This is a genomic window from Streptomyces sp. NPDC006691, assembly GCF_042869955.1.
Taxonomy (GTDB): Bacteria; Actinomycetota; Actinomycetes; order Streptomycetales; family Streptomycetaceae; genus Streptomyces.
Genome location: NZ_JBIAGW010000014.1, coordinates 139,866 through 164,579, shown reverse-complemented (window position 1 = coordinate 164,579; position 24,714 = coordinate 139,866). Strand labels below are relative to the sequence as shown.

21 protein-coding genes are annotated in these 24,714 nt (G+C 72.2%); 5 read left to right on the top strand and 16 right to left on the bottom strand.

Features of this window, described 5'->3' with window-relative positions; genetic code table 11:
- Positions 1 to 104: 104 nt before the first annotated feature.
- From ACFYNP_RS27525 to gatC, 8 genes are all read right to left on the bottom strand, one after another.
- Positions 105 to 293 (bottom strand): hypothetical protein, encoded by a 189-nt coding sequence (locus ACFYNP_RS27525; protein ID WP_388412015.1) that lies wholly within the window; start codon positions 291 to 293, stop codon positions 105 to 107.
- Between the two features lie 211 nt (positions 294 to 504).
- On the bottom strand, positions 505 to 1,134 hold the full coding sequence (locus tag ACFYNP_RS27520; protein WP_388789036.1) for a hypothetical protein: 630 nt from the start codon (positions 1,132 to 1,134) through the stop codon (positions 505 to 507).
- A gap of 77 nt (positions 1,135 to 1,211) precedes the next feature.
- Positions 1,212 to 1,772: a GNAT family N-acetyltransferase gene (locus tag ACFYNP_RS27515; RefSeq protein ID WP_388789033.1), complete on the bottom strand. Its 561-nt coding sequence runs from the start codon at positions 1,770 to 1,772 to the stop codon at positions 1,212 to 1,214.
- 139 nt (positions 1,773 to 1,911) lie between these two features.
- Positions 1,912 to 4,008, bottom strand: a complete 2,097-nt coding sequence (locus tag ACFYNP_RS27510; RefSeq protein WP_388789071.1) for a phosphocholine-specific phospholipase C — start codon at positions 4,006 to 4,008, stop codon at positions 1,912 to 1,914.
- Positions 4,009 to 4,704: 696 nt separating this feature from the next.
- On the bottom strand, positions 4,705 to 6,213 hold the full coding sequence (gatB, locus tag ACFYNP_RS27505; protein WP_388412010.1) for an Asp-tRNA(Asn)/Glu-tRNA(Gln) amidotransferase subunit GatB: 1,509 nt from the start codon (positions 6,211 to 6,213) through the stop codon (positions 4,705 to 4,707).
- A 17-nt stretch (positions 6,214 to 6,230) separates the two neighbouring features.
- On the bottom strand, positions 6,231 to 6,470 hold the full coding sequence (locus ACFYNP_RS27500; protein ID WP_100577574.1) for a hypothetical protein: 240 nt from the start codon (positions 6,468 to 6,470) through the stop codon (positions 6,231 to 6,233).
- Positions 6,467 to 7,960 carry an Asp-tRNA(Asn)/Glu-tRNA(Gln) amidotransferase subunit GatA gene (gene gatA, locus ACFYNP_RS27495; RefSeq protein WP_388412009.1) on the bottom strand — a complete coding sequence of 498 codons (1,494 nt, stop codon included), beginning with the start codon at positions 7,958 to 7,960 and terminating at the stop codon, positions 6,467 to 6,469. The genes ACFYNP_RS27500 and gatA overlap by 4 nt, the downstream gene beginning before the upstream one ends.
- A 5-nt stretch (positions 7,961 to 7,965) precedes the next feature.
- Positions 7,966 to 8,262, bottom strand: coding sequence for an Asp-tRNA(Asn)/Glu-tRNA(Gln) amidotransferase subunit GatC (gene gatC / locus ACFYNP_RS27490; protein ID WP_003966094.1), 297 nt, complete (start codon positions 8,260 to 8,262; stop codon positions 7,966 to 7,968).
- Between the two features lie 271 nt (positions 8,263 to 8,533).
- Here gatC and ACFYNP_RS27485 point away from each other — a divergent pair, with 271 nt between their 5' ends.
- On the top strand, positions 8,534 to 9,931 hold the full coding sequence (locus ACFYNP_RS27485) for an endonuclease/exonuclease/phosphatase family protein (protein ID WP_388789030.1): 1,398 nt from the start codon (positions 8,534 to 8,536) through the stop codon (positions 9,929 to 9,931).
- A gap of 89 nt (positions 9,932 to 10,020) precedes the next feature.
- Positions 10,021 to 11,970, top strand: a complete 1,950-nt coding sequence (locus ACFYNP_RS27480) for a phosphocholine-specific phospholipase C (RefSeq protein WP_388789028.1) — start codon at positions 10,021 to 10,023, stop codon at positions 11,968 to 11,970.
- 140 nt (positions 11,971 to 12,110) lie between these two features.
- On the opposite strand, the gene ACFYNP_RS27475 is transcribed toward ACFYNP_RS27480, so the two are convergent.
- The 5 genes from ACFYNP_RS27475 to ACFYNP_RS27455 form a co-directional block, all read right to left on the bottom strand.
- Entirely contained in the window at positions 12,111 to 14,228 is a 2,118-nt protein-coding gene (locus ACFYNP_RS27475) for a putative bifunctional diguanylate cyclase/phosphodiesterase (RefSeq protein WP_388412004.1), read from the bottom strand.
- 275 nt (positions 14,229 to 14,503) lie between these two features.
- On the bottom strand, positions 14,504 to 16,705 hold the full coding sequence (ligA, locus tag ACFYNP_RS27470) for an NAD-dependent DNA ligase LigA (protein WP_388789026.1): 2,202 nt from the start codon (positions 16,703 to 16,705) through the stop codon (positions 14,504 to 14,506).
- Between the two features lie 25 nt (positions 16,706 to 16,730).
- A complete protein-coding gene (locus ACFYNP_RS27465; protein WP_388412000.1) occupies positions 16,731 to 17,756 on the bottom strand; it encodes a methionine synthase in 1,026 nt (341 codons plus the stop codon).
- Positions 17,757 to 17,796: 40 nt separating this feature from the next.
- Positions 17,797 to 18,486 carry an SDR family oxidoreductase gene (locus tag ACFYNP_RS27460; RefSeq protein ID WP_100577568.1) on the bottom strand — a complete coding sequence of 230 codons (690 nt, stop codon included), beginning with the start codon at positions 18,484 to 18,486 and terminating at the stop codon, positions 17,797 to 17,799.
- A 28-nt stretch (positions 18,487 to 18,514) separates the two neighbouring features.
- The gene (locus ACFYNP_RS27455; protein ID WP_388789023.1) at positions 18,515 to 19,054 is read right to left on the bottom strand and encodes a TIGR00730 family Rossman fold protein; all 540 of its coding nucleotides are present in this window, start codon (positions 19,052 to 19,054) and stop codon (positions 18,515 to 18,517) included.
- Between the two features lie 52 nt (positions 19,055 to 19,106).
- Here ACFYNP_RS27455 and ACFYNP_RS27450 point away from each other — a divergent pair, with 52 nt between their 5' ends.
- A complete protein-coding gene (locus ACFYNP_RS27450; RefSeq protein WP_388411996.1) occupies positions 19,107 to 19,436 on the top strand; it encodes a DUF427 domain-containing protein in 330 nt (109 codons plus the stop codon).
- On the opposite strand, the gene ACFYNP_RS27445 is transcribed toward ACFYNP_RS27450, so the two are convergent.
- Positions 19,409 to 20,437 carry a GlxA family transcriptional regulator gene (locus ACFYNP_RS27445; RefSeq protein ID WP_388411994.1) on the bottom strand — a complete coding sequence of 343 codons (1,029 nt, stop codon included), beginning with the start codon at positions 20,435 to 20,437 and terminating at the stop codon, positions 19,409 to 19,411. The two genes, ACFYNP_RS27450 and ACFYNP_RS27445, sit on opposite strands and share 28 nt — an antisense overlap.
- A 115-nt stretch (positions 20,438 to 20,552) precedes the next feature.
- Between ACFYNP_RS27445 and ACFYNP_RS27440 the strand changes: the two genes are divergently transcribed.
- Positions 20,553 to 21,503, top strand: a complete 951-nt coding sequence (locus ACFYNP_RS27440; protein WP_388789020.1) for an NADP-dependent oxidoreductase — start codon at positions 20,553 to 20,555, stop codon at positions 21,501 to 21,503.
- A 17-nt stretch (positions 21,504 to 21,520) separates the two neighbouring features.
- On the opposite strand, the gene mnmA is transcribed toward ACFYNP_RS27440, so the two are convergent.
- The gene (gene mnmA / locus ACFYNP_RS27435; RefSeq protein WP_388411989.1) at positions 21,521 to 22,666 is read right to left on the bottom strand and encodes a tRNA 2-thiouridine(34) synthase MnmA; all 1,146 of its coding nucleotides are present in this window, start codon (positions 22,664 to 22,666) and stop codon (positions 21,521 to 21,523) included.
- A gap of 161 nt (positions 22,667 to 22,827) precedes the next feature.
- Between mnmA and ACFYNP_RS27430 the strand changes: the two genes are divergently transcribed.
- Entirely contained in the window at positions 22,828 to 23,451 is a 624-nt protein-coding gene (locus ACFYNP_RS27430) for an N-acetylmuramoyl-L-alanine amidase (protein WP_388411987.1), read from the top strand.
- Between the two features lie 91 nt (positions 23,452 to 23,542).
- On the opposite strand, the gene ACFYNP_RS27425 is transcribed toward ACFYNP_RS27430, so the two are convergent.
- Entirely contained in the window at positions 23,543 to 24,712 is a 1,170-nt protein-coding gene (locus ACFYNP_RS27425) for a cysteine desulfurase family protein (RefSeq protein WP_388789017.1), read from the bottom strand.
- Positions 24,713 to 24,714 lie beyond the last annotated feature (2 nt).

Below are 24,714 nucleotides of genomic sequence, written 5' to 3'. Positions count from 1 at the left end.
CTGGGGAGGCGGCCCCCGAGGAGGTGGGGGCCGCGGCCGGGGACGGCGTCCGGGCGGGGTTGGCGGGGCGGATCGGGGTGGTCGCCATCGCGGTCGGCCGGGCGTCAGGCGGCCCGTGCGAACCGGTTCCGCGGTGAACTCACCCGCCCCTCCGGCCCGTTGCCGCCACTGCGGCGGCCGAAGCGGAGCCCGAAGCGGCGGCCGGCCCGGCGGACCTGGACCGCGAGGCGCTCCTGCTCGGCCTGGCGCAGCAGCTCGGCATGGCGGTTCTGGTAGATCTCGTAGTCGTACATCTCGGTGCTCCTGGGTGTGAGTGGCTAAGGCTTTCCGCTCGGACCCGGTATTCCGGGTTCCTTGCGATGCCTCAACTCTCGTCTCCCAGGGGCCCCTCGCGCATGGGACGAGTGCCGCATCTGTACGGGGGTGCCGCCTTAGACGGTCCGTATGGCGGACCGGATCCGCCTAAGGCGGGGGGCGGATGCCTTAGACACCCCGCCCGGAGGCTCAGCCCTTGGCGCTGGGCAGGGCCGCGAACAGGTCGAGGTACATGCCCGCCGAGATCAGCAGGCCGACCACGCCGAGGACGACGCCGGCGAGGGCGACGGCCTTGACCCACACCGGCTGCTCGGCGCGGCCGGGCGTGCCGAAGGCGGGCCGGGCCAGCACGATCGCGCCGACGATCAGGGCGAGCACCGCGAAGACGCCGTTGACCAGGGCGGTGGTGTGCCAGGAGTTTCCGTAGATCTGCTGGATCTGCTGGGCCGCGGTACCGCCCTGGGAGGTCTTGATCTGGCCGATCAGGGTGGCCCGCTCGGAGAGCGTCCTGCCCATCCAGGTGCCGCTGAGCGACACCGCGCCGAGCGCGCCCGCGACCACGGCCGCGGCGCCCGCGCCGAACCCCGCGCGGGGCGGGGCGGCCTCGGCGTCGAGTTCGCCTTCGCGTGGTCCGTCGTCGGGTTCGGGGCGGTCTTCGGTGTCCGAGGCGTCCGCAGTGCCGGTGGCAACGGGGGCCTTCTCCGCGGGCGCTCCCCCAGGGGTGGACGTGGCCTCGGCGGTGGCGGCGGTCTCCGTTTCGGCGTCCGTCCTGGGCTCGGTCTCGGCGTCGGTCTTCGTCGTGGCGGGGGTGGCGTTCATGCCCGGCACGCTAGGGGCCGTTTCTGAGAGCCCGCTGAGAGCTTCCTTAACGCCCGGCGCGGGACGCGGCGCCTCCGTCAGCGCCCGGCGCGGGCCGCGCGCCAGTCGTCGGCGAGCACCGCCCACACCTCACTGTCGTGGCGCACCCCGCGGTAGAGGTAGTTCTCGCGGAGCACCCCGTCCCTGGTCATGCCGAGCCGCTTGGCCACGTTGATGCTCGGGGTGTTCTCGGTGGCCGCCACCCATTCGACGCGGTGCATGCCGCGGACGTCCACGGCCCAGTCGATCAGGAGGGTGATCGCCCGGATGATCAGGCCCCGCCCGACGGCGGCGGGCTCCAGCCAGCAGCCGACCTCGCAGGTGCCCTGTGCCGCGTCGAAGATCCGGAACAGGACGCCGCCCACCAGAGTGCCGTCGAGCCGGATGCCGTACAGCCGCCCGGCGTCCGCGGCCGCCTTGTCCGCGTAGCTCTGGAGGTAGGCGCGGGCGGAGGCCCGGTCGGTCACGAAGTCGGGCAGCGCGACGTGGGTGCCGATGAACGCGCGGCCCCGGTCCATGTGGGTGAGGAACTCCTCGGCCTGCCACGGCTCCAAGGGGCACAGTTCGGCCCCGTCGGCACCCAGCGGTACTGCGAACATCCCCGCGCTCCTCCACCCGCGTACACCCGGCCGGTCGCGGCACGGGCGGCGCGGCCCGCTCGGCCGCCCGGGAATCTTCGCACGGCGGGGTACGGGCCGGGCCCGGCGCCCGAGGGCCCGGCCCGGCCTCGTGCCGGGGTCAGCCGGAGACGCTGGGCCGTCCGTTCTCGATGTGGCCCATCAGCCGGCGGCGGAACGCGGTCCCGTCGTCCGTGGTCACTTCGAGGTCGTACCAGCCGTGCGCGTCGGCGGCGGAGTGCACCACGGTGCGGCTGCGCCCCGGCTTGACCGTCACGGTCCGCTTCCAGTCCCGCAGATCGGCCTCGTCGGCGTAGCCCAACGGCCGCACGACGAAGGTGACGGCCCGGTGGCCGCGGTTGCGGAGGGTCAGGTGGACATCGCGGTCGTCGTGGTCCAGGTACGTGGTCAGCTCGGCGGCATCGGTGGCCGCCGCCCCCTCGAACTCGCGCCGGAAGCCGTTCGGCCCGGTCACCGTGAACCGGTAGGCGCCGTCCGCCCCCTGGGCCGGCGGCACGCTCCACTGCGCCTTGCCCCGGACGTCCTTGTGCTGCGGCGCGGGGAATTCCTTGGCGTACGGGTAGAGCGCGAAGTGGACACTGGACCGGCCGTTGTTGCTGAGCTGCACCTGGAGCGCGCCGCCCGCGACCTTGGCGTACGCGTCCGGCTGGTACGGCAGCGGCCGGGCGGGCCGGGTGCCCTCCTCCTGCACGGGCATGTGCTGCTGGGCGGGCGGCCTGGGGCTCCAGCGTCCGCTCAGTGGCGGGATCGGGCCCGGGTGGGTCACCGCGGGCTGCGGCCTGCCGCGCTTGAAGTCGAACGCGGAGGTCAGATCACCGGTGACGGTGCGGCGCCACTTGCTGATGTTGGGCTCGCGCACACCCGTCCAGTGCTCCAGGAAGCGGATCACGGAGGTGTGGTCGAAGACCTCCGAGCAGACGTAGCCGCCGACGCTCCAGGGCGAGACGACCAGCATCGGCACCCGCGCGCCGAGCCCGGTCGGATGCCCCTGCCACTGCTCGTCGGACACCTCGGGCGGGGCGACGGGCGGCGGGACGTGGTCGAAGAAGCCGTCGTTCTCGTCGTAGTTGATGAGGACGACGGTGTGCCGCCAGACGTCGGGGTGCTTGCCGAGCGCGTCGAGCACCTTGTAGACGATGGTGGCGCTGTGCACGGGCGAGGAGACGCTCGGGTGCTCGGAGTCCAGCGCGGAGGGCACCAGGTAGGAGACCTCGGGCAGGGTGCCGGCGGCGACGTCCTTGCCGAAGGCGTCGGCGAGCGTTCCGGTCGGCACCCGCCTCAACCCTCGCTCGAACAGGCTGCGTTCGGCCTTGGTGAGGGTGGCGACACCCTGGTCGAGCAGCCCGAGGAGCCGCTGCCGCTCGGTGTCGTCCGGGGCGTCGCGCACGACACCGTAGAAGGACTCCATGAACGTGTGCCCGCCGGTCTTGGCCAGCGCCTTGCGGGCGATCGCCTTGAAGGTGGTGAAGAACTCGATCTGGTTGTCGGTGAAGTTCTCCCACTCGGTGTACGTCTTCCAGCTGCGCCCGGCCCTTTCGAGCCGCTCGGCGTAGGTGCCCCAGTCGTACCCGGCGTGGGTGCCCTCGTCGTAGGCGTCGTTGCCGACCGCCCGCTGACCGTTGGCCTCGAACCCGGTCTTCCCGCTCCACAGGTGGTTGCGGTTGGGGCTGGTGGAGCTGTGGATGGAGGAGTGGTAGGCGTCGCAGACGGTGAAGGTGTCGGCGAGCTCGTAGTGCAGCGGGATGTCCTGGCGGTCGTAGTAGGCCATGGTCGCCGAGGTCTTGGCGGAGACCCAGTTGTCCATCCAGCCGCCGTTCCAGGCCTTGGCGCCGCCGCTCCAGGAGTGGTCGAGGGCGCCTATGTACTGGAGGTCCTTGTGCTGGGTGGCCGCGGCGCCGCGCACGGGGAAGGGCAGGACGGTGCTGCCGAGCGGGCCCGGCTGCTCGAACACGGGCTTGCCGCCCGGGAGTTGAAGGGCGTTGCGGTCACCGAAGCCGCGTACGCCGCGCAGGGTGCCGAAGTAGTGGTCGAAGGACCGGTTCTCCTGCATGAGGATCACGACGTGCTTGACCGCGCTCAGCCCGCCGGGGGGTGGCCCGGCGGCCATCGCCGCCTGCAACGAGGGCGGCAGCAGCGAGCCGGCGGCGGCCGCGCCGAGGGCGCCGCCGCTCAGGGCGAGCAGTCGGCGCCGTGAGATGCCGGGTGCGGCGGCGTTGTCCGTGGTCAAGTGGTCCTCCCGAGCGGTGTGGTGTGTACGGGGGGAACGGTAGTGACCCGGGGTGTCCCCCAGAAGGCCCCACCCCGGCCCCCGGATGAACGTCCAAGCCCTCCTCCCGGAAGTCCAACCCGGGGTTTCCCCTGCGGGGGGGGCCGGGGGCGGGGGGTGGGTTGGCCCTGCGGGCCGGCGGGGCGGAGGAGTGCGGGTTGGCCCTGCGGGCCGGGGGCGGTGGGGGTGGGTTCGATCCCCGCGGATCGTGCGTGGCTGGTCGCGCAGTTCCCCGCGCCCCTAACCCGCTTTCGACCTCGGACCGTGCGTGGTTGCTCGCGCAGTTCCCGGCGCCCCTGTAGGTGGACCGGAGCCCCTCGGTCGCGCCCACCACGGCGCAGCCGCGCAACGTCACAGCCCCGCGCCCGCCCTATCCGTATCGGTGCGGGCCGGCGCAGGCATCTTCAGCCCGTCGTGGGGGTCCCCCCTGGCCCTTAAGGCCTTGGGGGAGTTTGAGGACGAGCGCCCTCAAGGCGCGAACGGGGTCTGGGGCGGAGCCCCAGGGGCCGGAACCGACCAACCCCGAGTCACGGGCGGGAGGGTGGGCGAACCCCCCGGGAGGGGGAAAGGGGCGCCCCCGCCGGGCCAACTTGCCGGTGGGGGGCGCCCCTTCGCAGGGTCGGAGGGCTAGCCCTCCACACCCAGCCTCTCCAGGATGAGCTGCTTGACGCGGCCCGCGTCGGCCTGACCACGCGTGGTCTTCATGACCGCACCCACCAGCGCCCCCACCGCCGCGACCTTCCCGCCCCGGATCTTGTCGGCGATCGCCGCGTTGGAGGCGATCGCCTCGTCCACGGCCGCCCCCAGCGCACCCTCGTCCGAGACGACCTTCAGGCCGCGCTTCTCGACGACCGTGTCCGGGTCGCCCTCGCCCGCGAGGACGCCCTCGATGACCTGGCGGGCCAGCTTGTCGTTGAGGTCACCGGCCGCGACGAGCGCCACGACCCGGGCGACCTGCGCCGGGGTCACGGGCAGCTCGTCGAGCGCGACGCCCCGCTCGTTGGCGTTGCGGGCGAGCTCGCCCATCCACCACTTGCGGGCACCGGCCGCATCCGCCCCGGCCGCGATCGTCGCGACGATCGGGTCGACCGCACCGGCGTTGAGCATCGACTGCATGTCGTGCTCGCTGACGCCCCACTCCTCGCGGAGCCGGTTGCGCCGCACCCGCGGCATCTCCGGGAGGGCGGCCCGCAGCTCCTCGACCCACGCGCGCGCGGGGGCCACCGGCACCAGGTCCGGCTCGGGGAAGTAGCGGTAGTCCTCGGCGTTGTCCTTGATGCGGCCCGAGGTGGTGGACCCGTCCTCCTCGTGGAAGTGCCGGGTCTCCTGCACGATCGTGCCGCCCGAGGACAGCACGGCCGCGTGCCGCTGGATCTCGAAGCGGGCGGCCCGCTCCACCGAACGCAGCGAGTTGACGTTCTTGGTCTCCGAACGCGTGCCGAACTTCTCGGTGCCGTGCGGGCGCAGCGAAAGGTTCACGTCGCAGCGCATCTGGCCCTTGTCCATCCGGGCCTCGGAGACGTCCAGCGCCTTGATGACCTCGCGCAGCTCGGCCACGTACGCCTTGGCGACCTCGGGGGCGCGCTCGCCCGCCCCCTCGATCGGCTTGGTGACGATCTCGATGAGCGGGATGCCCGCGCGGTTGTAGTCCAGGAGCGAGTGCGAGGCGCCGTGGATGCGGCCCGTCGCGCCACCGACGTGCGTGGACTTGCCGGTGTCCTCCTCCATGTGGGCGCGCTCGATCTCCACGCGGAAGATCTCGCCGTCCTCCAGCTGGACGTCCAGATAGCCGTTGAAGGCGATCGGCTCGTCGTACTGGGAGGTCTGGAAGTTCTTCGGCATGTCCGGGTAGAAGTAGTTCTTCCGGGCGAAGCGGCACCACTCGGCGATCTCGCAGTTGAGCGCGAGACCGATCTTGACGGCCGACTCGACGCCGATCGCGTTGACGACCGGGAGCGAGCCGGGCAGACCGAGGCAGGTGGGGCAGGTCTGCGAGTTGGGCTCGGCGCCCAGCTCGGTGGAACAGCCGCAGAACATCTTGGTTTTGGTGCCGAGTTCGACATGGACCTCAAGGCCCATGACGGGGTCGTACGACGCGAGGGCGTCCTCGTACGAGACCAGATCAATGACGGTCACGGTGAAAAACTTCCCTCTCAGCCCAACAGGACGTCGTCGTCACCGATGCGCTTGAGCTCGCGCAGCAGGAGGGCGACACCGGTGGCGATGGCGGCGGCGGAGACGATGGCGTCCAGGAGCTTCAGCGTGTCGTTGTCGGTGCGGGCCTTCTTGGCCTGCTTCGCGACGCTGATGGCACCGAAGGCGGTGGTGCCGATGGACAGGTACGTACCGGCCTTGGACTTCTTGAAGCCTTTGGCCTTGGTCAGTGCACTCACAGCGACGGAGCCTCCTCAAGCAGCGGGTGTCCCCACTTTTCCACGAAGGCGGCCTCGACGGCGGCACCCACCTTGTACAGGCGGTCGTCCTTCAGGGCGGGGGCGATGATCTGGAGCCCGACCGGCAGGCCGTCCTCCGGCGCGAGGCCGCAGGGCAGCGACATGGCGGCGTTGCCCGCCATGTTGGTCGGGATGGTGCACAGGTCCGCGAGGTACATCGCCATCGGGTCGTCGGCGCGCTCGCCGATCGGGAAGGCGGTGGTGGGCGTGGTCGGCGAGACGATCACGTCGACCTGCTCGAAGGCCTTCTCGAAGTCGCGCGTGATGAGCGTGCGGACCTTCTGGGCGGAGCCGTAGTACGCGTCGTAGTAGCCGGAGCTCAGCGCGTACGTACCGAGGATGATGCGGCGCTTGACCTCGTCGCCGAAGCCGGCCTCGCGGGTCAGCGCGGTGACGTCCTCGGCGGACCTCGTGCCGTCGTCGCCGACCCGCAGGCCGTAGCGCATGGCGTCGAAGCGGGCCAGGTTGGAGGAGCACTCCGACGGCGCGATCAGGTAGTACGCGGAGAGCGCCAGGTCGAAGGACGGGCAGTCCAGCTCGACGATCTCGGCGCCGAGCGACGTGAGCAGTTCCACCGACTCGTTGAAGCGCTGGACGACACCGGCCTGGTAGCCCTCGCCCGAGAACTGCTTGACGACGCCGACGCGCATCCCGGCCACCGAGCCGTTGCGGGCGGCCTCGACGACCGGCGGGACCGGCGCGTCGATGGACGTCGAGTCGAGCGGGTCGTGCCCGGCGATGACCTCGTGGAGCAGCGCCGCGTCCAGGACCGTACGGGCGCAGGGCCCGCCCTGGTCGAGGGAGGACGAGAAGGCGACCATGCCGTAGCGGGAGACCGCGCCGTAGGTCGGCTTGACGCCGACGGTGCCGGTGACGGCGGCGGGCTGGCGGATGGAGCCGCCGGTGTCCGTGCCGATGGCGAGCGGCGCCTCGTAGGAGGCGAGGGCCGCGGAGGAACCGCCGCCGGAGCCGCCCGGGATCCGGGTCAGGTCCCACGGGTTGCCGGTCGGCCCGTACGCGCTGTTCTCCGTCGAGGACCCCATGGCGAACTCGTCCATGTTGGTCTTGCCGAGGATGACGACGTCGGCGGCCTTGAGCCGCTTGGTGAGCGTCGCGTCGTACGGCGGGATCCAGCCTTCGAGGATCTTCGAGCCGACGGTGGTCGGGATGCCCTCGGTGGTGAAGATGTCCTTCAGCGCCAGGGGCACGCCGGCCAGCGGGCCGAGCTTCTCGCCGGCCGCGCGCTTGGCGTCGACGGCACGGGCCTGCGCGAGCGCACCCTCGCGGTCGACGTGCAGGAAGGCGTGGACCTTCTCGTCGACGGCCTCGATGCGCGCGAGGTGGGCCTCGGTGACCTCGACGGCGGTGAGTTCGCCGGCCGCGATCTTCGCGGCGATCTCGGCCGCGGTGAGCTTGATGATGTCCGTCATGGTGATTAGTCCTCCCCCAGGATCTGCGGCACCTTGAAACGCTGCTGCTCCTGGGCCGGGGCGCCGGAGAGCGCCTGCGCGGGGGTGAGCGACGGACGGACCTCGTCCGCGCGCATGACGTTGGTCAGCGGCAGCGGGTGGGAGGTCGGGGGTACGTCTTGGTCGGCGACCTCGGAGACGCGGGCGACCGCGCCGATGATGTCGTCGAGCTGTCCGGCGAAGTGGTCGAGCTCTTCGCCCTTCAGCTCCAGACGCGCCAGCCGGGCGAGGTGGGCGACCTCCTCGCGCGTAATGCCAGGCATGCAGCGATCCTCAGGGGTGAGTGAGTGTGGTTTGGGCCCAATCCTATGGGGCGCACCGCCCTCACCACGAAACGGATTACCCGCTCACCCTCGGTCACCGGCCCCGGCGCCCGCGGCCGGCCGCCTTCCCGGCGCCTCCCCGCGCGTCCGTGGATCTCCCACATCTGGTCATCCTCCGTTCACATCGCGTGTGCGGACGCCTGGCTCACTGGGCGAAGTTGTTCAGCCAACTCGCCCCACCACGGCGTCCATCGAGAGGACCAGGCTCCCCGTGTCCCCCCTCAGTACGGTCCGGCTCGTCACGCCGGGCAGCCCCCGCGAGGGCGACAGGCTCGCCTTCCACTGGACCACCGACGCGCCCGACCCGAAGAACTGGATCGGCGTCTACGACGGCGACCGCGCCCCCGGCACCGGCTCCTCGCTCGCCTGGTCGTACGTGACGACCGCGGCCGGTGACATCACGCTCGACACCTCCGGCCTCGGCGAAGGCACCTACACCGCCTACCTGCTGGCCAAGGACGGCTACGGAATCCTGGCGCGGACCGCTCCGATCACGATCGCCGCGCGCCCGCCGGTGCTCGCGCCGCACGCCGCCGTGGACTCCTTCACGACCGGCGAGTACGCGGCCGGGTCGCCGGTGTCGGTTCCGCTGGCCCCGCTGTGGGTGCGCCCGCCGGGCAATCCGGCCGGCACCCCGTCCTTCCGGCGGCTGTCCGGCGACTCGTGGCTGTCCGTCGGCGCCGACGGCACGGTCACCGGGACCGCGCCCGGGCGGCCGGGCCCGCACCCCGGTCGGATCGTCGTCGCGGTCAAGGAGAGCGCGGGCGCGAGCGATGTCGTCACCGTCCAGGTGCCGGTGCGCGCCGCCGGGTCCCGGCCGCGCCTGACGATCGCCTCCCTGAACCTGTGGGACGCCGGAACGCACGTCGACGGCCCGGCGGAGAAGCTGGCGCGCCTCGTGCTCGGGCAGGGTCTCGACGTCCTGGCCCTCCAGGAGACCGGCGGCACCTCCGCGAAGCCGCTCGCCGACGCCCTGGGCTGGCACGCCTACGACACCCCGGCCGGGGTCGGCATCGTCAGCCGCTTCCCGCTCACGGACGCGGCGGCCCCGGTCGCGGACGTGCCCGCGGTCGCGGCCACGCTCCAACTGCCGGGCGGGCGACGGCTCCGGCTGTGGGCCGCCCAGCTGGACGAGGCCGCGTACGGGCCCTACGCGGTACGGGACGGGCGCACCCCCGCCGAGGTCGAGGCCGCCGAACGCGCGAGCCTGCGCCACCGGCAGGCGACGGCGCTGCTCGCCGCGATGAAGGGCGATCTCGCGGCGCGGAGCACGCCGGTGGTGCTCGCGGCCGGGCTCGCCTCCCCCTCGCACCTCGACCGCGCCACCAGGGTGCGCTGGCCGGTGACGGTGGCGCTCGCCTCGGCCGGCCTGCACGACGCGTTCCGCGAGGCGCACCCGAGCGCCTCGCGCGAGCCCGGCACCACCTGGTCGCCGGTGCGCCCGGACGAGCCGCGGGACCGCATCGACCAGGTCCAGTACACGGGCCCGCTGCGCGTCGAGGCGGCGTACGCACTGTGCACGGGCTGGCCGAAGCCGGTGCCGGACACCGCCGCCAACGGCTGGCCGTCCGATCACGCGGCGCCCGCGGTCTCCTTCACGGTCCGCTGAGCGCTCGGCCCGACCCGCCGCTGCGGCGATCCGCCGCCGAGCCCGCCCCGGCCCCTCCCCCGACCCGAAGACCCGAAGGACTCTCCGTCATGACTCCCCTGAGCCGCCGCGCCTTCGTGGGCGCGTCCGCAGCGACCGCGGCCGCCGCCGCCGTCGGCCTGCCCGACCCCGCCACCGCCGCCCCGCGCCCGAAGGGCAGCATCGAGGACGTCAGGCACGTCGTCGTCCTGATGCAGGAGAACCGCAGCTTCGACCACTACTTCGGCACCCTGTCCGGCGTCCGCGGCTTCGACGACCGCCAGGCGCTGACGTTCCCCGACGGCGACTCCGTCTTCCGCCAGCCGGACGCGGGCCGCGCCGACGGCTTCATGCTGCCGTTCCGGATGGACACCACGAAGTACAACGCCCAGAACGCGGGCGGCCTCCCGCACGACTGGGGCACCGGGCACACCGCGATCAACGGCGGCGCGATGAACAAGTGGGTGGCCGCCAAGGGCGAGCGCACCATGGGCTACTTCACCCGCGAGGACATCCCCTACCAGTACGCCCTGGCCGACGCGTTCACGCTGTGCGACGGCTACTTCTGCTCCCAGGCGGGCCCCACCGACCCCAACCGCCTCTACCTGTGGACGGGCACCTGCGGCCCCGGCAAGGACGGCACGACCGGGCCCTGGACGGACAACACCCCGGTGACCGACAACCCGGTCGCGGACTGGACGACGTACGCCGAGCGCCTGGAGGCGGCGAAGGTCAGCTGGCGGGTCTACCACAACCCGTCGAAGGACGACCGGTACGGCGACTACGACGACAACGCGCTCTCGTACTTCAAGCAGTTCCACGCCTTCGCGAAGGACGACCCGCGTCACGTCAACGCGATGACCAAGTTCGACCCGGCCGCCTTCGACAAGGACTGCAAGGACGGCACACTCCCGACGGTGTCCTGGCTGGTGGCGCCCTACCTCTTCAGCGAGCACCCCTCGGCGGGCCCCGACTACGGCGCGCACTGGGTCGACCAGGCCCTCCAGTCGCTCTTCTCCAACCCGGAGGTGTGGAAGCACACCGTCTTCCTCGTCATGTACGACGAGAACGACGGCTACTTCGACCACGTGCTGCCGCCGTTCCCCGAGCCGGGCACTGCGGACGAGTTCGCGGCGGGCCGGCCGATCGGCCTGGGCAACCGGGTCCCGCTCTGGGCGATCTCCCCGTGGTCGCGCGGCGGCTACGTCAACTCCCAGGTTTTCGACCACACTTCGGTCCTCCGCTTCCTGGAGCTGGTGACAGGAGTCCAGGAGCCGAACATCTCGGACTGGCGCCGCTCGGTGTGCGGCGACCTGACGAGCTGCTTCGACTTCACGAAGCCGGACTACTCGATCCCGAAGCTCCCCGACACCGTGGCCCTGATGGCCAAGGCGGACGCCGGCAACGCGCTGCCCGCGGTCAAGCTGCCCGCCAACGGCGCCCAGTCGATGCCCACCCAGGAGCCGGGCACCCGGCCGCACCGGCAGCTGCCGTACCGCCCGTGGGCGGATGTGACGGTGGACCGCACGACCGGCCGGGTCACCTGCACCCTGGCCAACCACGGATCCGCCACCTTCCACTTCACGGTGCTCCCCAACACCCTGAAGCCGTTCGCCGGTACGCCGTTCACGGTGGCGCCCGGCACGGCGAAGAGCTACGTCTGGGAGACGGCGGAAACGGACGGCCGCTACGACTTCACGGTCCACGGAGCGGACGGCTTCCTGCGCCGCTTCTCCGGCACGGTGACGCGAGCGACGCCCCCGGGCCCGGCCCCCGTCCCCTCGGTGACCGCCACCCCGCGCGGGCGCCGCATCCTGGAACTCCACCTCCGCAACGAGGGCGCGGCCGAGCTGTCCTTCACCGTGTCCGACGACCGGGGCTCACGGGTGGTGTGGGTCCCGCCGAGCGGCCGCACATCGGTGAACTGGCCGCTGAAGGACGGGAGTTACGACCTCACGGTGACGGCGGCGAGCGGGGGCCGTTTCGTGTGGAGGTACGCGGGGACGGTCCACGCGGGTTAGCGGGTCAGGACGAACCCGGGCGCGGGGTCGGTGCACGGGGTCGGTGCACGGCTGCGAACCGTGCGTGGCCGGTCGCGCGGTTCCCCGCGCCCCTGTAGGTGTAAGGCGCGATCGGGGTCCGGGGCGGAGCCCCGGTGGGGTCACTGGACGGGCTGGCCCGAGGACCGGGACGCCTCCGCCTCGGCCCGCGCGGCCTCCGCCGCGATCTCGGCGGGCCGATGCCACCCCGAGTCCCCCCGCGCGAGCAGCCAAGCCGTGGCCTCGGCCGGCGGCATCGCCGCAGCCACCAGCCACCCCTGCACCGCGTCGCACCCCAGGTCCCGCAACCGCTCCCACGTCTCGTCGTCCTCGACGCCCTCCGCGACCACCAACAGGCCCAGCGAATGGGCGAGATCGACGGTGCAGCGAACGATCTCCGCGTCCTCGTTGTCGATGGCGAGCCGGGCCACGAACGACCGGTCGATCTTCAGCTCACTGACCGGCAGCCGCCGCAGGTGCACCAGCGAGGAGTACCCCGTACCGAAGTCGTCGAGGGACATCTTGACGCCGTGCCCGGTGAGCCCGGCCAGCGTGTCGGCGGCCCGTTGCGGGTCCTCCAGGAGGACGTGTTCCGTTATCTCCAGTTGCAGCGCGCCGGCCGGCACCCCGTGCCGGGCGAGCCGGGCCGCGACGGACCCCGCGAAGCCAGGCGTGTGCACGTCGCGCGGCGACACGTTGACGGCGACCGGGACGTTGAGGCCCTGCGCACGCCACCGGGCCACCTGCGCGAGCGCGGTGTCCAGGACGTACTCGGTGAGGTGCGGCATGAGCCCGCTGGACTCGGCGATGGCGATGAACTCGTCCGGCGCCACCCGCCCGCGCTCGGGATGCACCCAGCGCACCAGCGCCTCAAGTCCCGCCACCTGACCGTCGAACTGAACCTTCGGCTGGTAGTGCAGCTCCACGTCCCCGGCGTCGAGCGCCCGCCGCAGATCGCCCAACAGGCCGAGCCGGTCAGGGGTGTTGGAGTCCCGCTTGGACTCGTACACCTCCACGCCCGTACGGTCCCGCTTGGCCTGGTACATCGCGACGTCGGCCCGTCGCAGCAGCCCTTCGGCGTCCAGCGCGTGGTCGGGGAAGAGCGCCACACCCGCACTGGCCTCCAGGACCAGGGTCAGCCCGTCCAGGTCGAGCGGTGAGGACAGCTCCGCGACCAGACCGCGGGCGGTGCGCATGGCGCTGGTCGCGGATTCGCAGACCGGCAGCAGCACGGCGAACTCGTCCCCGCCGAGCCGGGCGACCTCGGCGCCACGCGGCAGAGCGGTCCTCAGGCGTTCGGCTATCTGGAGGAGCAGGCGGTCTCCGGCGAGGTGCCCGAGGGTGTCGTTCACCGACCGGAAGCGATCGAGGTCGATCAGGACGAGGGCGGTGCGGGAGCCGCTGTTCTCCGCCTCCTCCAGGGCCGACCAGGTGCGTTCCAGGAGCCACTGACGGTTGGGGAGCCCGGTCAGCGGGTCGCGCAGCTGCTCCTCGGCACGGGCCCGGGCGATCCAGAGCGTCGAGTCGAGGGCGACGAGCGGCACCGCGAACAGCGGGAGCAATACGGGCACCGACATGGCGACGACGCAGATCAGCGGTGCGATGCCGAGCAGTGCGACGGCCACCAGGCCCTGCCGCAGCAGAGCCGTACGGGCGACGGTGGGCAGGCCGTTGCGCGGGGCGAGGGCGTACCAGAGCAGCGTCCGGGTGATCAGCAGATACGTGCCCGCGGCGAGCACGATCTCAGGGGCGGTGGCGAGGCTCCACTGGGTGGGCCACCACGGCTGGGCGACGCTCGGGACGATGTCGAGCGCGGCCAGCACCAGGCCCGCGGCTCCTATCCCGAGGACGTCCACGGCGCCGTGCAGCACGCCCTGGCGCCAGCGGTTCCGCCGCGCGGCGCCGACCAGGACCACCACGGCCAGGCTGACGAGCGCGGCCGGCAGCCAGCCGTACAGGAGCAGGACCGCGATCGTGAGGGCGGCGCCGGAGCCGGTGCCGCCCCACCAGCGCTCCCGGCCGAGCGCGACGAGGTGGCCCACGATGATGCCGCTGAGGACGGCCAGCGACCAGCCCGTGGTCCCGCCCGGAAACAGGGCGTCGCCGGCTTGGACGGCCCGGTAGCAGCCGGTGGCGAGGACCACGCCCGCCAGGCCGGTGACGACGGCCGTCAACCCGGACGAAAGGCCCGTGAACCCGCGCAGCCTCACGGCCGGGGCGGTGCTCTCGGTCGGTTTCATTCCCGTCCCTCTCACAGCCGGCGGTGCCCGTGCACGCGATGGCCCCGATGTCATGCCACCACGACTGGTGTTGCTCCCCAACCGCTCCACGAGCAGGGGCCATCAGCCGTGCACGACCGGCGCACATCTCAACAGTAGGCCGCGGAAGGCTCTGTCGGGCAGCGGTCTACAGCTCTTGCCCGAATGCGACCCAGCCACCCGCATCGGTCTGCTATGCGCCGAACGGGTGACTCCGCGCAGCCTCCAGGCCCCCTGTTACTACCCTTCTTTGACTCTCATTCCCCCTCCGGGGCGGTGGGCATCGCGGCTTCCCTCGCCGCGTCGGGCCCTTGTTCCAGCAGAATCGCGAAGCCGTCCTCGTCCAGAACCGGAACCTTCAGCTGCATCGCCTTGTCGTATTTGGAACCGGGGCTGTCGCCGACCACGACGAACGACGTCTTCTTCGAAACGGAACCGGTGACCTTCGCTCCGCGGCTCTGCAACGCCTCTTTCGCGCCATCTCTGGTGTGCCGCTCAAGCGTTCCGGTCACGACGACGGTGAGGCCCTCCAGCGGGCGCGGGCCCTCGTCCTCGCCGGTGCTCTCGTCCTCCATGCGGACGCCGGCGGCCTTCCACTTGCGCAGGATCTCCTGGTGCCACTCCTCGGCGAACCACTGCTTGAGGGAGGCCGCGATGATGCCGCCCACGCCCTCGACGGCCGCGAGTTCCTCCTCTCCGGCCTGCTCGATGCGCTCGATGGACCGGAATTCGCGGGCCAGCGCCTCGGCGGCGACCGGGCCGACGTGGCGGATGGAGAGACCGGTGAGGATGCGCGCCAGCGGACGCTCCTTGGCGGCCGCGATGTTCTCCAGCATCGAGACGGCGTTCTTGCGCGGCTCGCCGTTCATGTTGGCGAAGACGAGCGCCGTCTTCTCCTCGCCGGTCTTCGGGTCGCGCTTGGGCAGTCCGCTGTCCTGATCGAGTACGTACGCCCTGATCGGCAGGAGCTGATCCATGGTGAGGTCGAAGAGCCCGCCCTCGTCGAGCAGGGGCGGCTCGGCGGGCTCCAGCGGCTTGGTGAGGGCGGCGGCCGCAACGTATCCGAAGTTCTCGATGTCGAGGCTCTTGCGGCCCGCCAGGTAGAACAGCCGCTCCCTCAATTGGGCGGGGCAGGATTGCGCGTTGGGGCAGCGGAGGTCGATGTCGCCCTCCTTCATCGGACGCAGCGCGGTGCCGCACTCCGGGCACTCGGCGGGCATCTCGAAGGGGTACTCGCTGCCGTCCCGCAGGTCGGCGACGGGGCCGAGGATCTCCGGGATGACGTCCCCGGCCTTGCGCAGCACCACGGTGTCGCCGATGAGGACGCCCTTGGCCTTGACCACGTCCTGGTTGTGGAGGGTGGCGAACTCGACCTCGGAGCCGGCCACGGTGACGGGCTCGACCTGTGCGTAGGGAGTGACGCGGCCCGTACGGCCCACGCCCACGCGGATGTTGACGAGCTTGGTGTTGACCTCTTCGGGCGCGTACTTCCAGGCGATGGCCCAGCGCGGGGCGCGCGCGGTGGAGCCGAGGCGGCCCTGGAGGGGGATCTCGTCGAGCTTGACGACGACGCCGTCGATCTCGTGCTCCACCACCGAGTGCCGGTTCTCGCCCATGTAGGTGATGAACTGCCGCACTTCTTCGAGGGACTTGACGACCTTGTTGTGCTGAGCGGTGGGCAGACCCCATGCGCGCAGCAGCTCGTACGCCTGGGAGAGGCGGTCGATGTCGAAGCCCTCGCGGGCGCCGATGCCGTGCACCACCATGTGCAGCGGCCGGGTCGCGGTGACCTTGGGGTCCTTCTGGCGCAGTGAACCGGCGGCCGCGTTGCGGGGGTTGGCGAACGGCTTCTCGCCCGCTTCGACCAGACGCGCGTTGAGGCCCTCGAAGGCCTCCATCGGGAAGTAGACCTCGCCCCGGATCTCCACGAGGGCGGGGATGCGGTCGCCCTTGAGACGGGACGGGATGTCGGCGATCGTGCGCACGTTGGGCGTGATGTCCTCGCCGGTGCGGCCGTCGCCCCGGGTGGCGGCGCGGGTCAGCCTGCCGTGCTCGTACGTCAGGTTCACGGCGAGGCCGTCGACCTTCAGCTCGCACAGGTAGTGGTAGGCGCCGGTACCGACGTCCTTGGCGATGCGCTCGGCCCAGGCGGCCAGTTCCTCGTCGTCGAAGGCGTTGTCCAGGGACAGCATCCGCTCGCGGTGCTCGACCGAGGCGAAGTCCGTCTCGTAGGCGCCCGCGACCTTCTGGGTCGGCGAGTCGGGCGTGCGCAGCTCGGGGTGCTCGTCCTCCAGGGCTTCCAGGGAGCGGAGCAGCTTGTCGAAGTCGCCGTCGCTGATGACCGGTTGGTCCCGTACGTAGTACCGGAAGCGGTGCTCCTCGATCTGCTCGGCGAGGAGCGCGTGCTGCTCCCGGGCCTCCGCGGGCACCGCCGCGTTCTGTTCGCCAGCCACCGTCATGTCCTCCCGTTTCCCGTTGTCCCCGTCACTCAGGGTTGTCCGCGAGCGATCTCGCCGCCCGGACACAGTGCGCGAGCGCGGCCCGCGCGTGGGCCGGGGACGCGCCCGCCATGCCGCAGCTGGGAGTGATCACCACGGACTCGCCCAGAGTCCCCGGATTCAGCCCCAGCCTGCGCCACAGCGTCCTGACACCCATGACGCTACCGGCAGGGTCTGACAATGGGCCGTCGGTGGCGGGCACCACTCCGGCGAAGAGCTTCACCCCGCTCTCGGCGGCCTCACCGATCTGCTCGTCGTCACGCTCGGTGAGGAGTGAGAAATCGAACGACACTCCGGCGGCTCCGGCCCGCCGCAGCAGCGCGAACGGGACGTCGGGGGCGCAGGAGTGGACGACGACGGGGCCGTCGTGCACGGCCATGACCTCGCGCAGCGCGCCCTCCACGACCTGCCGGTCGACGGCCCGGTGGGTGCGGTACCCGCTGGCGGTACGGATCTGTCCGCGCAGCACCGAGGTGAGCGAGGGCTCGTCGAGCTGGAGCACGAGCCGGGCTCCGGGGACGCGGCGGCGCACGTCGGCGAGGTGGTCGCGCAGGCCCTCGGCGAGTGATCCCGCGAGGTCGCGGCAGGCCCCGGGGTCGCCGAGCGAGAGCTCGCCGTTCCTGAGCTCCAGGGCGGCGGCCAGCGTCCACGGGCCGACGGCCTGCACCTTGAGCGGACCGGTGTACTCCTGGGTGAACTCCTCCAGGGCGTCGAGGTCCTCGCCGAGCCAGGACCTGGCCCGCCGGGTGTCCCGGCCGGGCCGGTCCCCGACGCGCCAGCCGCTGGGCTCCACGTGCCCGTACATCTCGACGAGGAGCCCGATGGTCCGCCCGATCATGTCGGCGCCGGGCCCGCGCGCGGGCAGTTCCGCGAGGTACGGGAAGTCGCCGCTCGCCCCTTCGGCCCCGATCAGCGAGCCGGTGACGGTCTTGGCGGTCTCCCGCGCGTCGCCGCCCGGCATCGAGCCGACGCCGGTGGCGGGCCCCCAGGGAAATTTGCTCTGTTCGCTCACCCCGGAAGCCTACGCAACCGGGCGCACGGCCCGGTCCCGGCTACTTGCCGGGGCGCACGGTGAGGTCGTTGACCTCGGCGTCGGCCGGCAGGTCGATGGCCATGACGATGGTGGTGGCCACCGACTCGGGGTCGATGAACTTCGCGGGGTCGTACTCCTTGCCCTCCTGCGAGTGCACCTTGGCCTGCATGGGGCTCGCGGTGCGGCCGGGGTAGACCGAGGTGACCCGGACGCCGTTCGCGTGCTCCTCGTGGCGCAGCGAGTCGGCGAGCGCCTTGAGTCCGTGCTTGGAGGCGGCGTACGCGCCCCATTCGGCGTGCGCGGCAAGCCCGGCACCGGAGTTCACGAAGACCACGTGGCCGCGCGAGGCGCGCAGTTGGGGCAGCAGGTGGCGGGTGATCTCGGCCGGGGCGATCAGGTTGACGTTGAGCTGCTGGTGCCAGGTCTTGGGGCGCAGTTCGCCGACCGGCCCGAGGTCGACGATGCCCGCGATGTGCAGCAGCGAGTCGAGTTGCTCGGGCATCGGCTGCTTGTCGAAGGCCCAGGAGAGGCGGTCGGGGTCCGCGAGGTCGCCGACGAGGGTCCGCGCGCCCGGGTAGCGGGCGGCGAACTCCTTGGCGCGTCCGGCGTCGCGGGCGAGCAGGATGAGCTCGTCGCCGCGCTCGTGCAGTCGGCGGGCGACGGCCGCGCCGATGCCGGAACCGGCGCCGGTGATCAGATGAGTAGCCATACCCGCCATGCTCGCACTGGTCGGGGGCTCACTGGATACCGAGGGACTCTTCCAGGTAGGCGAGGGCCGCGACGCCGTCCTCGGCGAAGAAGACCAGCTCGGTCAGCGGGACGGGCAGGAAGCCCTCCTCCTCCATGCGCCGGAACTGCTCCTTGAGGCCGTCGTAGAAGCCCGCGGTGTTGAGCAGGACGACCGGTTTGGTGGTCTTCCCGTGCTTCTTCAGCTCCAGGATCTCGGTGGCCTCGTCCAGGGTGCCGGTCCCGCCCACCATGATCACGACGGCGTCCGCCCTGGCGAGCAGCAGCGCCTTGCGCTCGGCGAGGTCCTTGGCGATGACCATCTCGTCGGCGTTCTCGCGCGCCTTGGCCGCCAGGAAGTCGACCGAGACGCCGACCAGCCGGCCGCCGGCCTGCTGCACGCCGTCGGCGACGACCTTCATGAGGCCGCTCTCGGACCCGCCCCACACCAGGGTGTGGCCGCCCTTGCCGAGCAGTTCGGCGAATTCACGGGCGGGGCGCGTGTAGCGCTCGTCGAGGTCGGCCGCGGAGAGGAAGACGCATATGTTCATGGGGCAACGATACGAGGGGAAGAAGCGGGCCTCCCAGAGCGCTGCACCTTTTATGACGACAGGACATCGCATCACCGTGGAGCGGGGCACCGAGCATGTGCGGGTCGTGCGCGACGGGCAGGTGCTGGCCGAGAGCCGGCGCCCGCTGCTGCTGCGCGAGACCGGCCTTCCGGTCCGCTACTACCTTCCGCCCGAGGACGTCCGCACCGACCTCTTGACACCGTCGGACACGCACACCTATTGCCCGTTCAAGGGAACGGCCTCCTATTGGTCGCTGCCGGACGCGCCGGACCTGGTCTGGTACTACCCGGACCCGAAGGAGGACGTGGCCGAGATCAAGGACCACCTCTGCTTCTACGAGGTGGAGACCGTCACCGGCTGACCGATGCCGGACGCCCCCACCCGGTCGGCGACCTTGAAGGTGCGCCGGTAGGTCACGGGCGAGACGCCGAGCACCGAACGCATCTGCTGGCGCAGTGAGTTGGCCGTGCCGAAGCCGGCCCGGTGGGCGACCAGGTCCACCGGAAGGTCGCTGGACTCCAGGAGCTGGCGGGCGACTTCGAGACGCTGGGCGGTGAGCCACTGGCCCGGCGTCATGCCCGCCTCCTCCCGGAAGCGGCGGGTGAACGTGCGCAGGCTCATCTTCGCGTGGGCGGCCAGCTCGCCGAGCGAGAGCGGCTCCTGGAGCCGGTCCAGGGCCCAGGCGCGGGTGGCGGCGGTACTGGCGAGCGTCGGCTCGGGGACCGGGCGCTCGATGTACTGGGCCTGCCCGCCGTCGCGGTGCGGCGGCACCACGCAGTGGCGGGCGGCCCGGTTGGCGACGGCGCTGCCGTGGTCGCGGCGCACGATGTGCAGGCACAGGTCGATCCCGGCGGCGGCGCCCGCCGAGGTCAGCACGTCGCCGTCGTCGACGAACAGGACGCCCGGGTCCAGCCGCACGCGCGGGAAGGTGCGCTGGAAGGCGTCGGCGTCGCACCAGTGAGTGGTGGCGGGGCGTCCGTCGAGCAGCCCGGCGGCGGCCAGGACGTAGGAGGCCGTGCAGATGGAGACCATGCGCGTGCCCGGCCGGATCCGTTCGAAGGCGCGGGCCAGCGGCTCGGGCAGCGGGCCGCCGGAGGCGATGACGCCGAGGTCGTGGGTCGGCGGGACCACGACGGTGTCGGCGGCGGCGAGTGCCTCGGGTCCGTGTTCGACGGCCACCGAGAACCCGGCCTCGGTGCGCACGGGCTTTCCGTCGACCGTGCAGACGAGCACCTCGTAGAGGCACTCGCCGTCGGGCCCCTTGGCGCTGTCGAAGATCCGGGACGGGATGCCCAGCTCGAAGGAGACCACTCCGTCGAGGGCGAGCACCGCGACGCGGTGGACTTTCGGTCGTACGGCCATGGCCAGATTCTGTCACATCATGGCCAAACGGTCAGCACCACGCGGGTGGACCGCGGTGCAGGCTGGTCTCCGTCGGTGGCTCCCACCGGCCAGGAAACCCCACAAAGGATTAGCCATGTCGCAGACCATGCGTGCCATCAGCTCCCCCCGGCTCGGCGGCCCCGAGGTACTCGCCGAGATCCAGACCGAGCGCCCCGAGCCGGGCCCGACCGAGGTCCTGGTGCGTGTGCACGCCGCCGGCGTCAACCCGGCCGACTGGAAGATCCGCGAGCACGGCCCCTTCGGCTGGGAGACCACGCCGCCGATCCTCGGCTTCGACGTGTCCGGCACCGTGGAGGCGGTGGGCCTCGGCGTCACCCTGTACGAGGCCGGCGACGAGGTCTTCGGCATGCCGCTCTTCCCGCACCAGGCGGGCGCGTACGCCGAGTACGTCGCCGCCCCCGCCCGGCACTTCGTCCGCAAGCCCGCCGGGATCGACCACATCCAGGCCGCGGCGCTGCCCCTGGCCTCGCTCACCGCGCACCAGGCGCTCATCGAGACGGCCCGGCTGACCGCCGGGCAGCGGGTGCTGATCCACGCCGCGGCGGGCGGCGTCGGCCACCTCGCGGTGCAGATCGCGAAGGCGCACGGTGCGTACGTCATCGGCACGGCCAGCGCCGGCAAGCACGACTTCCTGCGCGGGCTCGGCGTGGACGAGCTGGTCGACTACACGGCGGTGGACTTCACCGAGGCGGTGCGGGACGTGGACGTGGTCCTCGACCCCATCGGCGGCGAGTACGGCAGCCGCTCCCTGAAGGTGCTGCGCCAGGGCGGCATCCTGGTCTCGATCTCGTCCCCGGACGAGGACGCGCTGCGCCCGGAGGCGGCCGCCCTGGGCGTCAAGGCGGGCTTCACTCTGGTCGAGCCGGACCAGGCCGGTATGCGGGCGGTCGCGGCGCTGGTCGAGGACGGCCGGCTGCGCGCCGAGATCGACTCGGTCTTCGACCTGTCCGACGCCGCGAAGGCGCACGCGTACGGCGAGCGCGGGCGCACCCGGGGCAAGATCGTGCTCCGGGTCGCCGAGTAACCGCCCGGTCGGCGGGGTCAGACGCGGGCGGTCGCCCGCTCGGTCGTCGCGATCGTGGCGGAGCCCACCACGCGCGTGCCGTCGTACAGGACGATCGCCTGCCCGGGGGCCACACCGCGGACCGGCTCGGCGAACGTCACGTTCAGGACGCCGTCGACCAGTTCCGCGGTCACCTCGGTCTCGCCGCCGTGCGCGCGCAGCTGGGCGGTGTACGTGCCCGGTCCGGCCGGGGCGTTGCCGCACCAGCGGGGCTTGATCGCACCGAGGGCGGTGACGTCGAGAGCCTCGACGGGCCCGACGGTGACCGTGTTGTTCACCGGCGAGATGTCCAGGACGTAGCGGGGCTTGCCGTCGGCGGCGGGGTGGCCGATGCGCAGGCCCTTGCGCTGGCCGATGGTGAAGCCGAACGCGCCCTCGTGGCTGCCGATCTTCGTGCCGGACTCGTCGACGATGTCGCCCTCGGCCCTGCCGAGGCGGTCCGCGAGGAAGCCCTGGGTGTCGCCGTCGGCGATGAAGCAGATGTCGTGGCTGTCGGGCTTCTTGGCGACCGCCAGGCCCCGGCGCTCGGCCTCGGCGCGAATCTCGTCCTTGGTGGTGAGGGTGTCGCCGAGCGGGAACATCGCGTGGGCGAGCTGACGCTCGTCGAGCACGCCGAGGACGTACGACTGGTCCTTGGCCATGTCGGAGGCGCGGTGCAGCTCACGGCTGCCGTCCTCGGTCAGGACGACGGTCGCGTAGTGGCCGGTGCACACGGCGTCGAAGCCGAGCGCGAGCGCCTTGTCGAGCAGCGCCGCGAACTTGATCTTCTCGTTGCAGCGCAGGCACGGGTTGGGGGTGCGGCCCGCCTCGTACTCGGCGACGAAGTCCTCGACCACGTCCTCGCGGAAGCGCTCCGCCAGGTCCCAGACGTAGAAGGGGATGCCGATGACGTCCGCGGCGCGGCGGGCGTCCCGGGAGTCCTCGATGGTGCAGCAGCCGCGGGCCCCGGTGCGGAAGGACTGCGGGTTCGCGGAGAGCGCCAGGTGCACCCCGGTGACGTCGTGGCCCGCCTCGGCGGCGCGGGCGGCGGCCACCGCGGAGTCCACCCCGCCGGACATGGCGGCGAGGACGCGCAGGGGACGCGGGGAGGTCATCGGCGAGGGCTGCGGCGAAGTCTGAGTCATAGCACTCGTAAGGGTACGTGGGATCGGGAACCCGGGGCGCGGGAGTATCCGTTGTGGATCTCAGAGGGGTCGGATCCGGGAGTCGCCGGCCGAGGTGCGGTGGTGGCGCGGTGGCGATGACCCCACGGGGAGCGGTACGGGGAGGGACGGGGGCGGGGAGCATGGCGACCAGCCGCAGGGGGCTGCTGATCGGGGGCGCGGTGGTGGCGCTCGGCACGATCGGATACCTGAACAAGCCGCAGGCGAGGCCGCACCGGCCACGCAAGGCCGGCGAGCTGGACTTCGCGGGGGCGCAGTGGGTGGCGGCGGCCCCGCCGAACTGGCGGATGGCGGACCGGCCGGACGACTACGCGGTGGACCGGGTGGTGATCCATGTCGTCCAGGGCAGTTTCGACAGCGCCCTCAGAACGTTCCAGGACCCGGGGAACAAGGCCGCGGCGCACTATGTGGTGCGCAAGGACGGCCACATAGCGCAGACGGTACGGGAGCTGGACGTGGCCTTCCACGCGGGCAACCGGGAGTACAACGAGCGCAGTGTCGGCATAGAGCACGAGGGCTTCGTGGACGAGGCCTCGTCGTTCACCGACGCCATGTACGCATCGTCGGCCCGCCTCACGGCGGCGATCTGTGCCCGCTATCGAATAACCGTGGACCGGACGCACATCATCGGGCACGTGGAGGTGCCCGGCACCGATCACACCGACCCCGGCCCGCACTGGGACTGGCCGCGCTACATCGAGCTGGTCGGGGCGGCCGGCCGGGCCGGAGCCGAGCCCCGGACCTGAGCGGTACCAGGGGCCTGACCCGTGCCAGGGGCCTGACCCGTGCCACGGGCGGGGACCTCGGCGCGGGCGGGGACCTCGGCGCGGGCCCGGCTCAGACGAGGCCTGCCGTACGGGCCCGCTCCACGGCCGGCCCGATGGCCTCGGCGACCGCTTCGACGTCGGCCGCGGTGGAGGTGTGGCCGAGCGAGAAGCGCAGGGTGCCGCGGGCCAGGTCGGGATCGGTGCCGGTGGCGAGCAGGACGTGGCTGGGCTGGGCGACGCCCGCGGTGCAGGCGGAGCCGGTGGAGCACTCGATGCCCTGCGCGTCGAGCAGCAGCAGCAGGGAGTCGCCCTCGCAGCCGGGGAAGGTGAAGTGGGCGTTGGCAGGCAGCCGGCCGGCCGGGTCGGGGTCGCCGCCGAGGATCGCGTCGGGCACGGCCTTGTGGACGGCCTCCACAAGACGGTCGCGCAGTCCGCCGGTCTCCCGGGCGAAGGCGCCGCGCCGTTCCGCTGCGAGCCGCCCGGCCACCGCGAACGCGGCGATGGCGGGGACATCGAGGGTGCCGGAGCGTACGTGCCGCTCCTGGCCGCCGCCGTGCAGCACGGGAACGGGGGTGTACTCGCGGCCGAGCAGCAGGGCCCCGATGCCGTACGGTCCGCCGATCTTGTGGCCCGAGACGGTCATGGCGGCGAGTCCCGACGCGGCGAAGTCCACGTCGAGCTGGCCGAAGGCCTGCACCGCGTCGGCGTGCAGGGGGATCTCGAACTCCCTTGCCACGGCGGCGAGTTCGGACACCGGCATGATGGTGCCGATCTCGTTGTTGGCCCACATGACGGTGGCCAGGGCGACGTCGTCGGGGTCGCGCTCGATCGCGGCGCGCAGCACCTCGGGGTGCACCCGGCCGTGCGCGTCGACGGGCAGGTACTCGACGGTGGCGCCCTCGTGCTCGGCGAGCCAGTGCACCGCGTCGAGCACGGCGTGGTGCTCGACGGGGCTCGCGAGGACGCGCACGCGGCGCGGGTCGGCGTCCCGGCGGGCCCAGTACAGGCCCTTGACGGCGAGGTTGTCGGCCTCGGTGCCGCCGGCCGTGAAGACGACCTCGCTGGGGCGCGCGCCGAGCGATGCGGCGAGGTCCTCGCGTGCCTCCTCGGCGGTGCGGCGGGCCCGCCGCCCGGCGGCGTGCAACGAGGACGCGTTGCCGGTGGCGGTCAGCTGGGCGGTCATCGCCTGGACCGCCTCCGGGAGCATCGGAGTGGTCGCGGCGTGGTCGAGGTAAGCCATGG

Coding starts and splice junctions, on each gene's coding strand:
- ACFYNP_RS27525 (WP_388412015.1), bottom strand. CDS start 293: ATGTACGACTACGAGATCTACCAGAACCGCCATGCCGAGCTGCTGCGC.
- ACFYNP_RS27520 (WP_388789036.1), bottom strand. CDS start 1,134: ATGAACGCCACCCCCGCCACGACGAAGACCGACGCCGAGACCGAGCCC.
- ACFYNP_RS27515 (WP_388789033.1), bottom strand. CDS start 1,772: ATGTTCGCAGTACCGCTGGGTGCCGACGGGGCCGAACTGTGCCCCTTG.
- gatA (WP_388412009.1), bottom strand. CDS start 7,960: ATGACGGACATCATCAAGCTCACCGCGGCCGAGATCGCCGCGAAGATC.
- gatC (WP_003966094.1), bottom strand. CDS start 8,262: ATGCCTGGCATTACGCGCGAGGAGGTCGCCCACCTCGCCCGGCTGGCG.
- ACFYNP_RS27480 (WP_388789028.1), top strand. CDS start 10,021: ATGACTCCCCTGAGCCGCCGCGCCTTCGTGGGCGCGTCCGCAGCGACC.
- ACFYNP_RS27475 (WP_388412004.1), bottom strand. CDS start 14,228: ATGAAACCGACCGAGAGCACCGCCCCGGCCGTGAGGCTGCGCGGGTTC.
- ligA (WP_388789026.1), bottom strand. CDS start 16,705: ATGACGGTGGCTGGCGAACAGAACGCGGCGGTGCCCGCGGAGGCCCGG.
- ACFYNP_RS27460 (WP_100577568.1), bottom strand. CDS start 18,486: ATGGCTACTCATCTGATCACCGGCGCCGGTTCCGGCATCGGCGCGGCC.
- ACFYNP_RS27455 (WP_388789023.1), bottom strand. CDS start 19,054: ATGAACATATGCGTCTTCCTCTCCGCGGCCGACCTCGACGAGCGCTAC.
- ACFYNP_RS27450 (WP_388411996.1), top strand. CDS start 19,107: ATGACGACAGGACATCGCATCACCGTGGAGCGGGGCACCGAGCATGTG.
- ACFYNP_RS27445 (WP_388411994.1), bottom strand. CDS start 20,437: ATGGCCGTACGACCGAAAGTCCACCGCGTCGCGGTGCTCGCCCTCGAC.
- ACFYNP_RS27440 (WP_388789020.1), top strand. CDS start 20,553: ATGTCGCAGACCATGCGTGCCATCAGCTCCCCCCGGCTCGGCGGCCCC.
- mnmA (WP_388411989.1), bottom strand. CDS start 22,666: ATGACTCAGACTTCGCCGCAGCCCTCGCCGATGACCTCCCCGCGTCCC.
- ACFYNP_RS27430 (WP_388411987.1), top strand. CDS start 22,828: ATGGCGACCAGCCGCAGGGGGCTGCTGATCGGGGGCGCGGTGGTGGCG.
- ACFYNP_RS27425 (WP_388789017.1), bottom strand. CDS start 24,712: ATGGCTTACCTCGACCACGCCGCGACCACTCCGATGCTCCCGGAGGCG.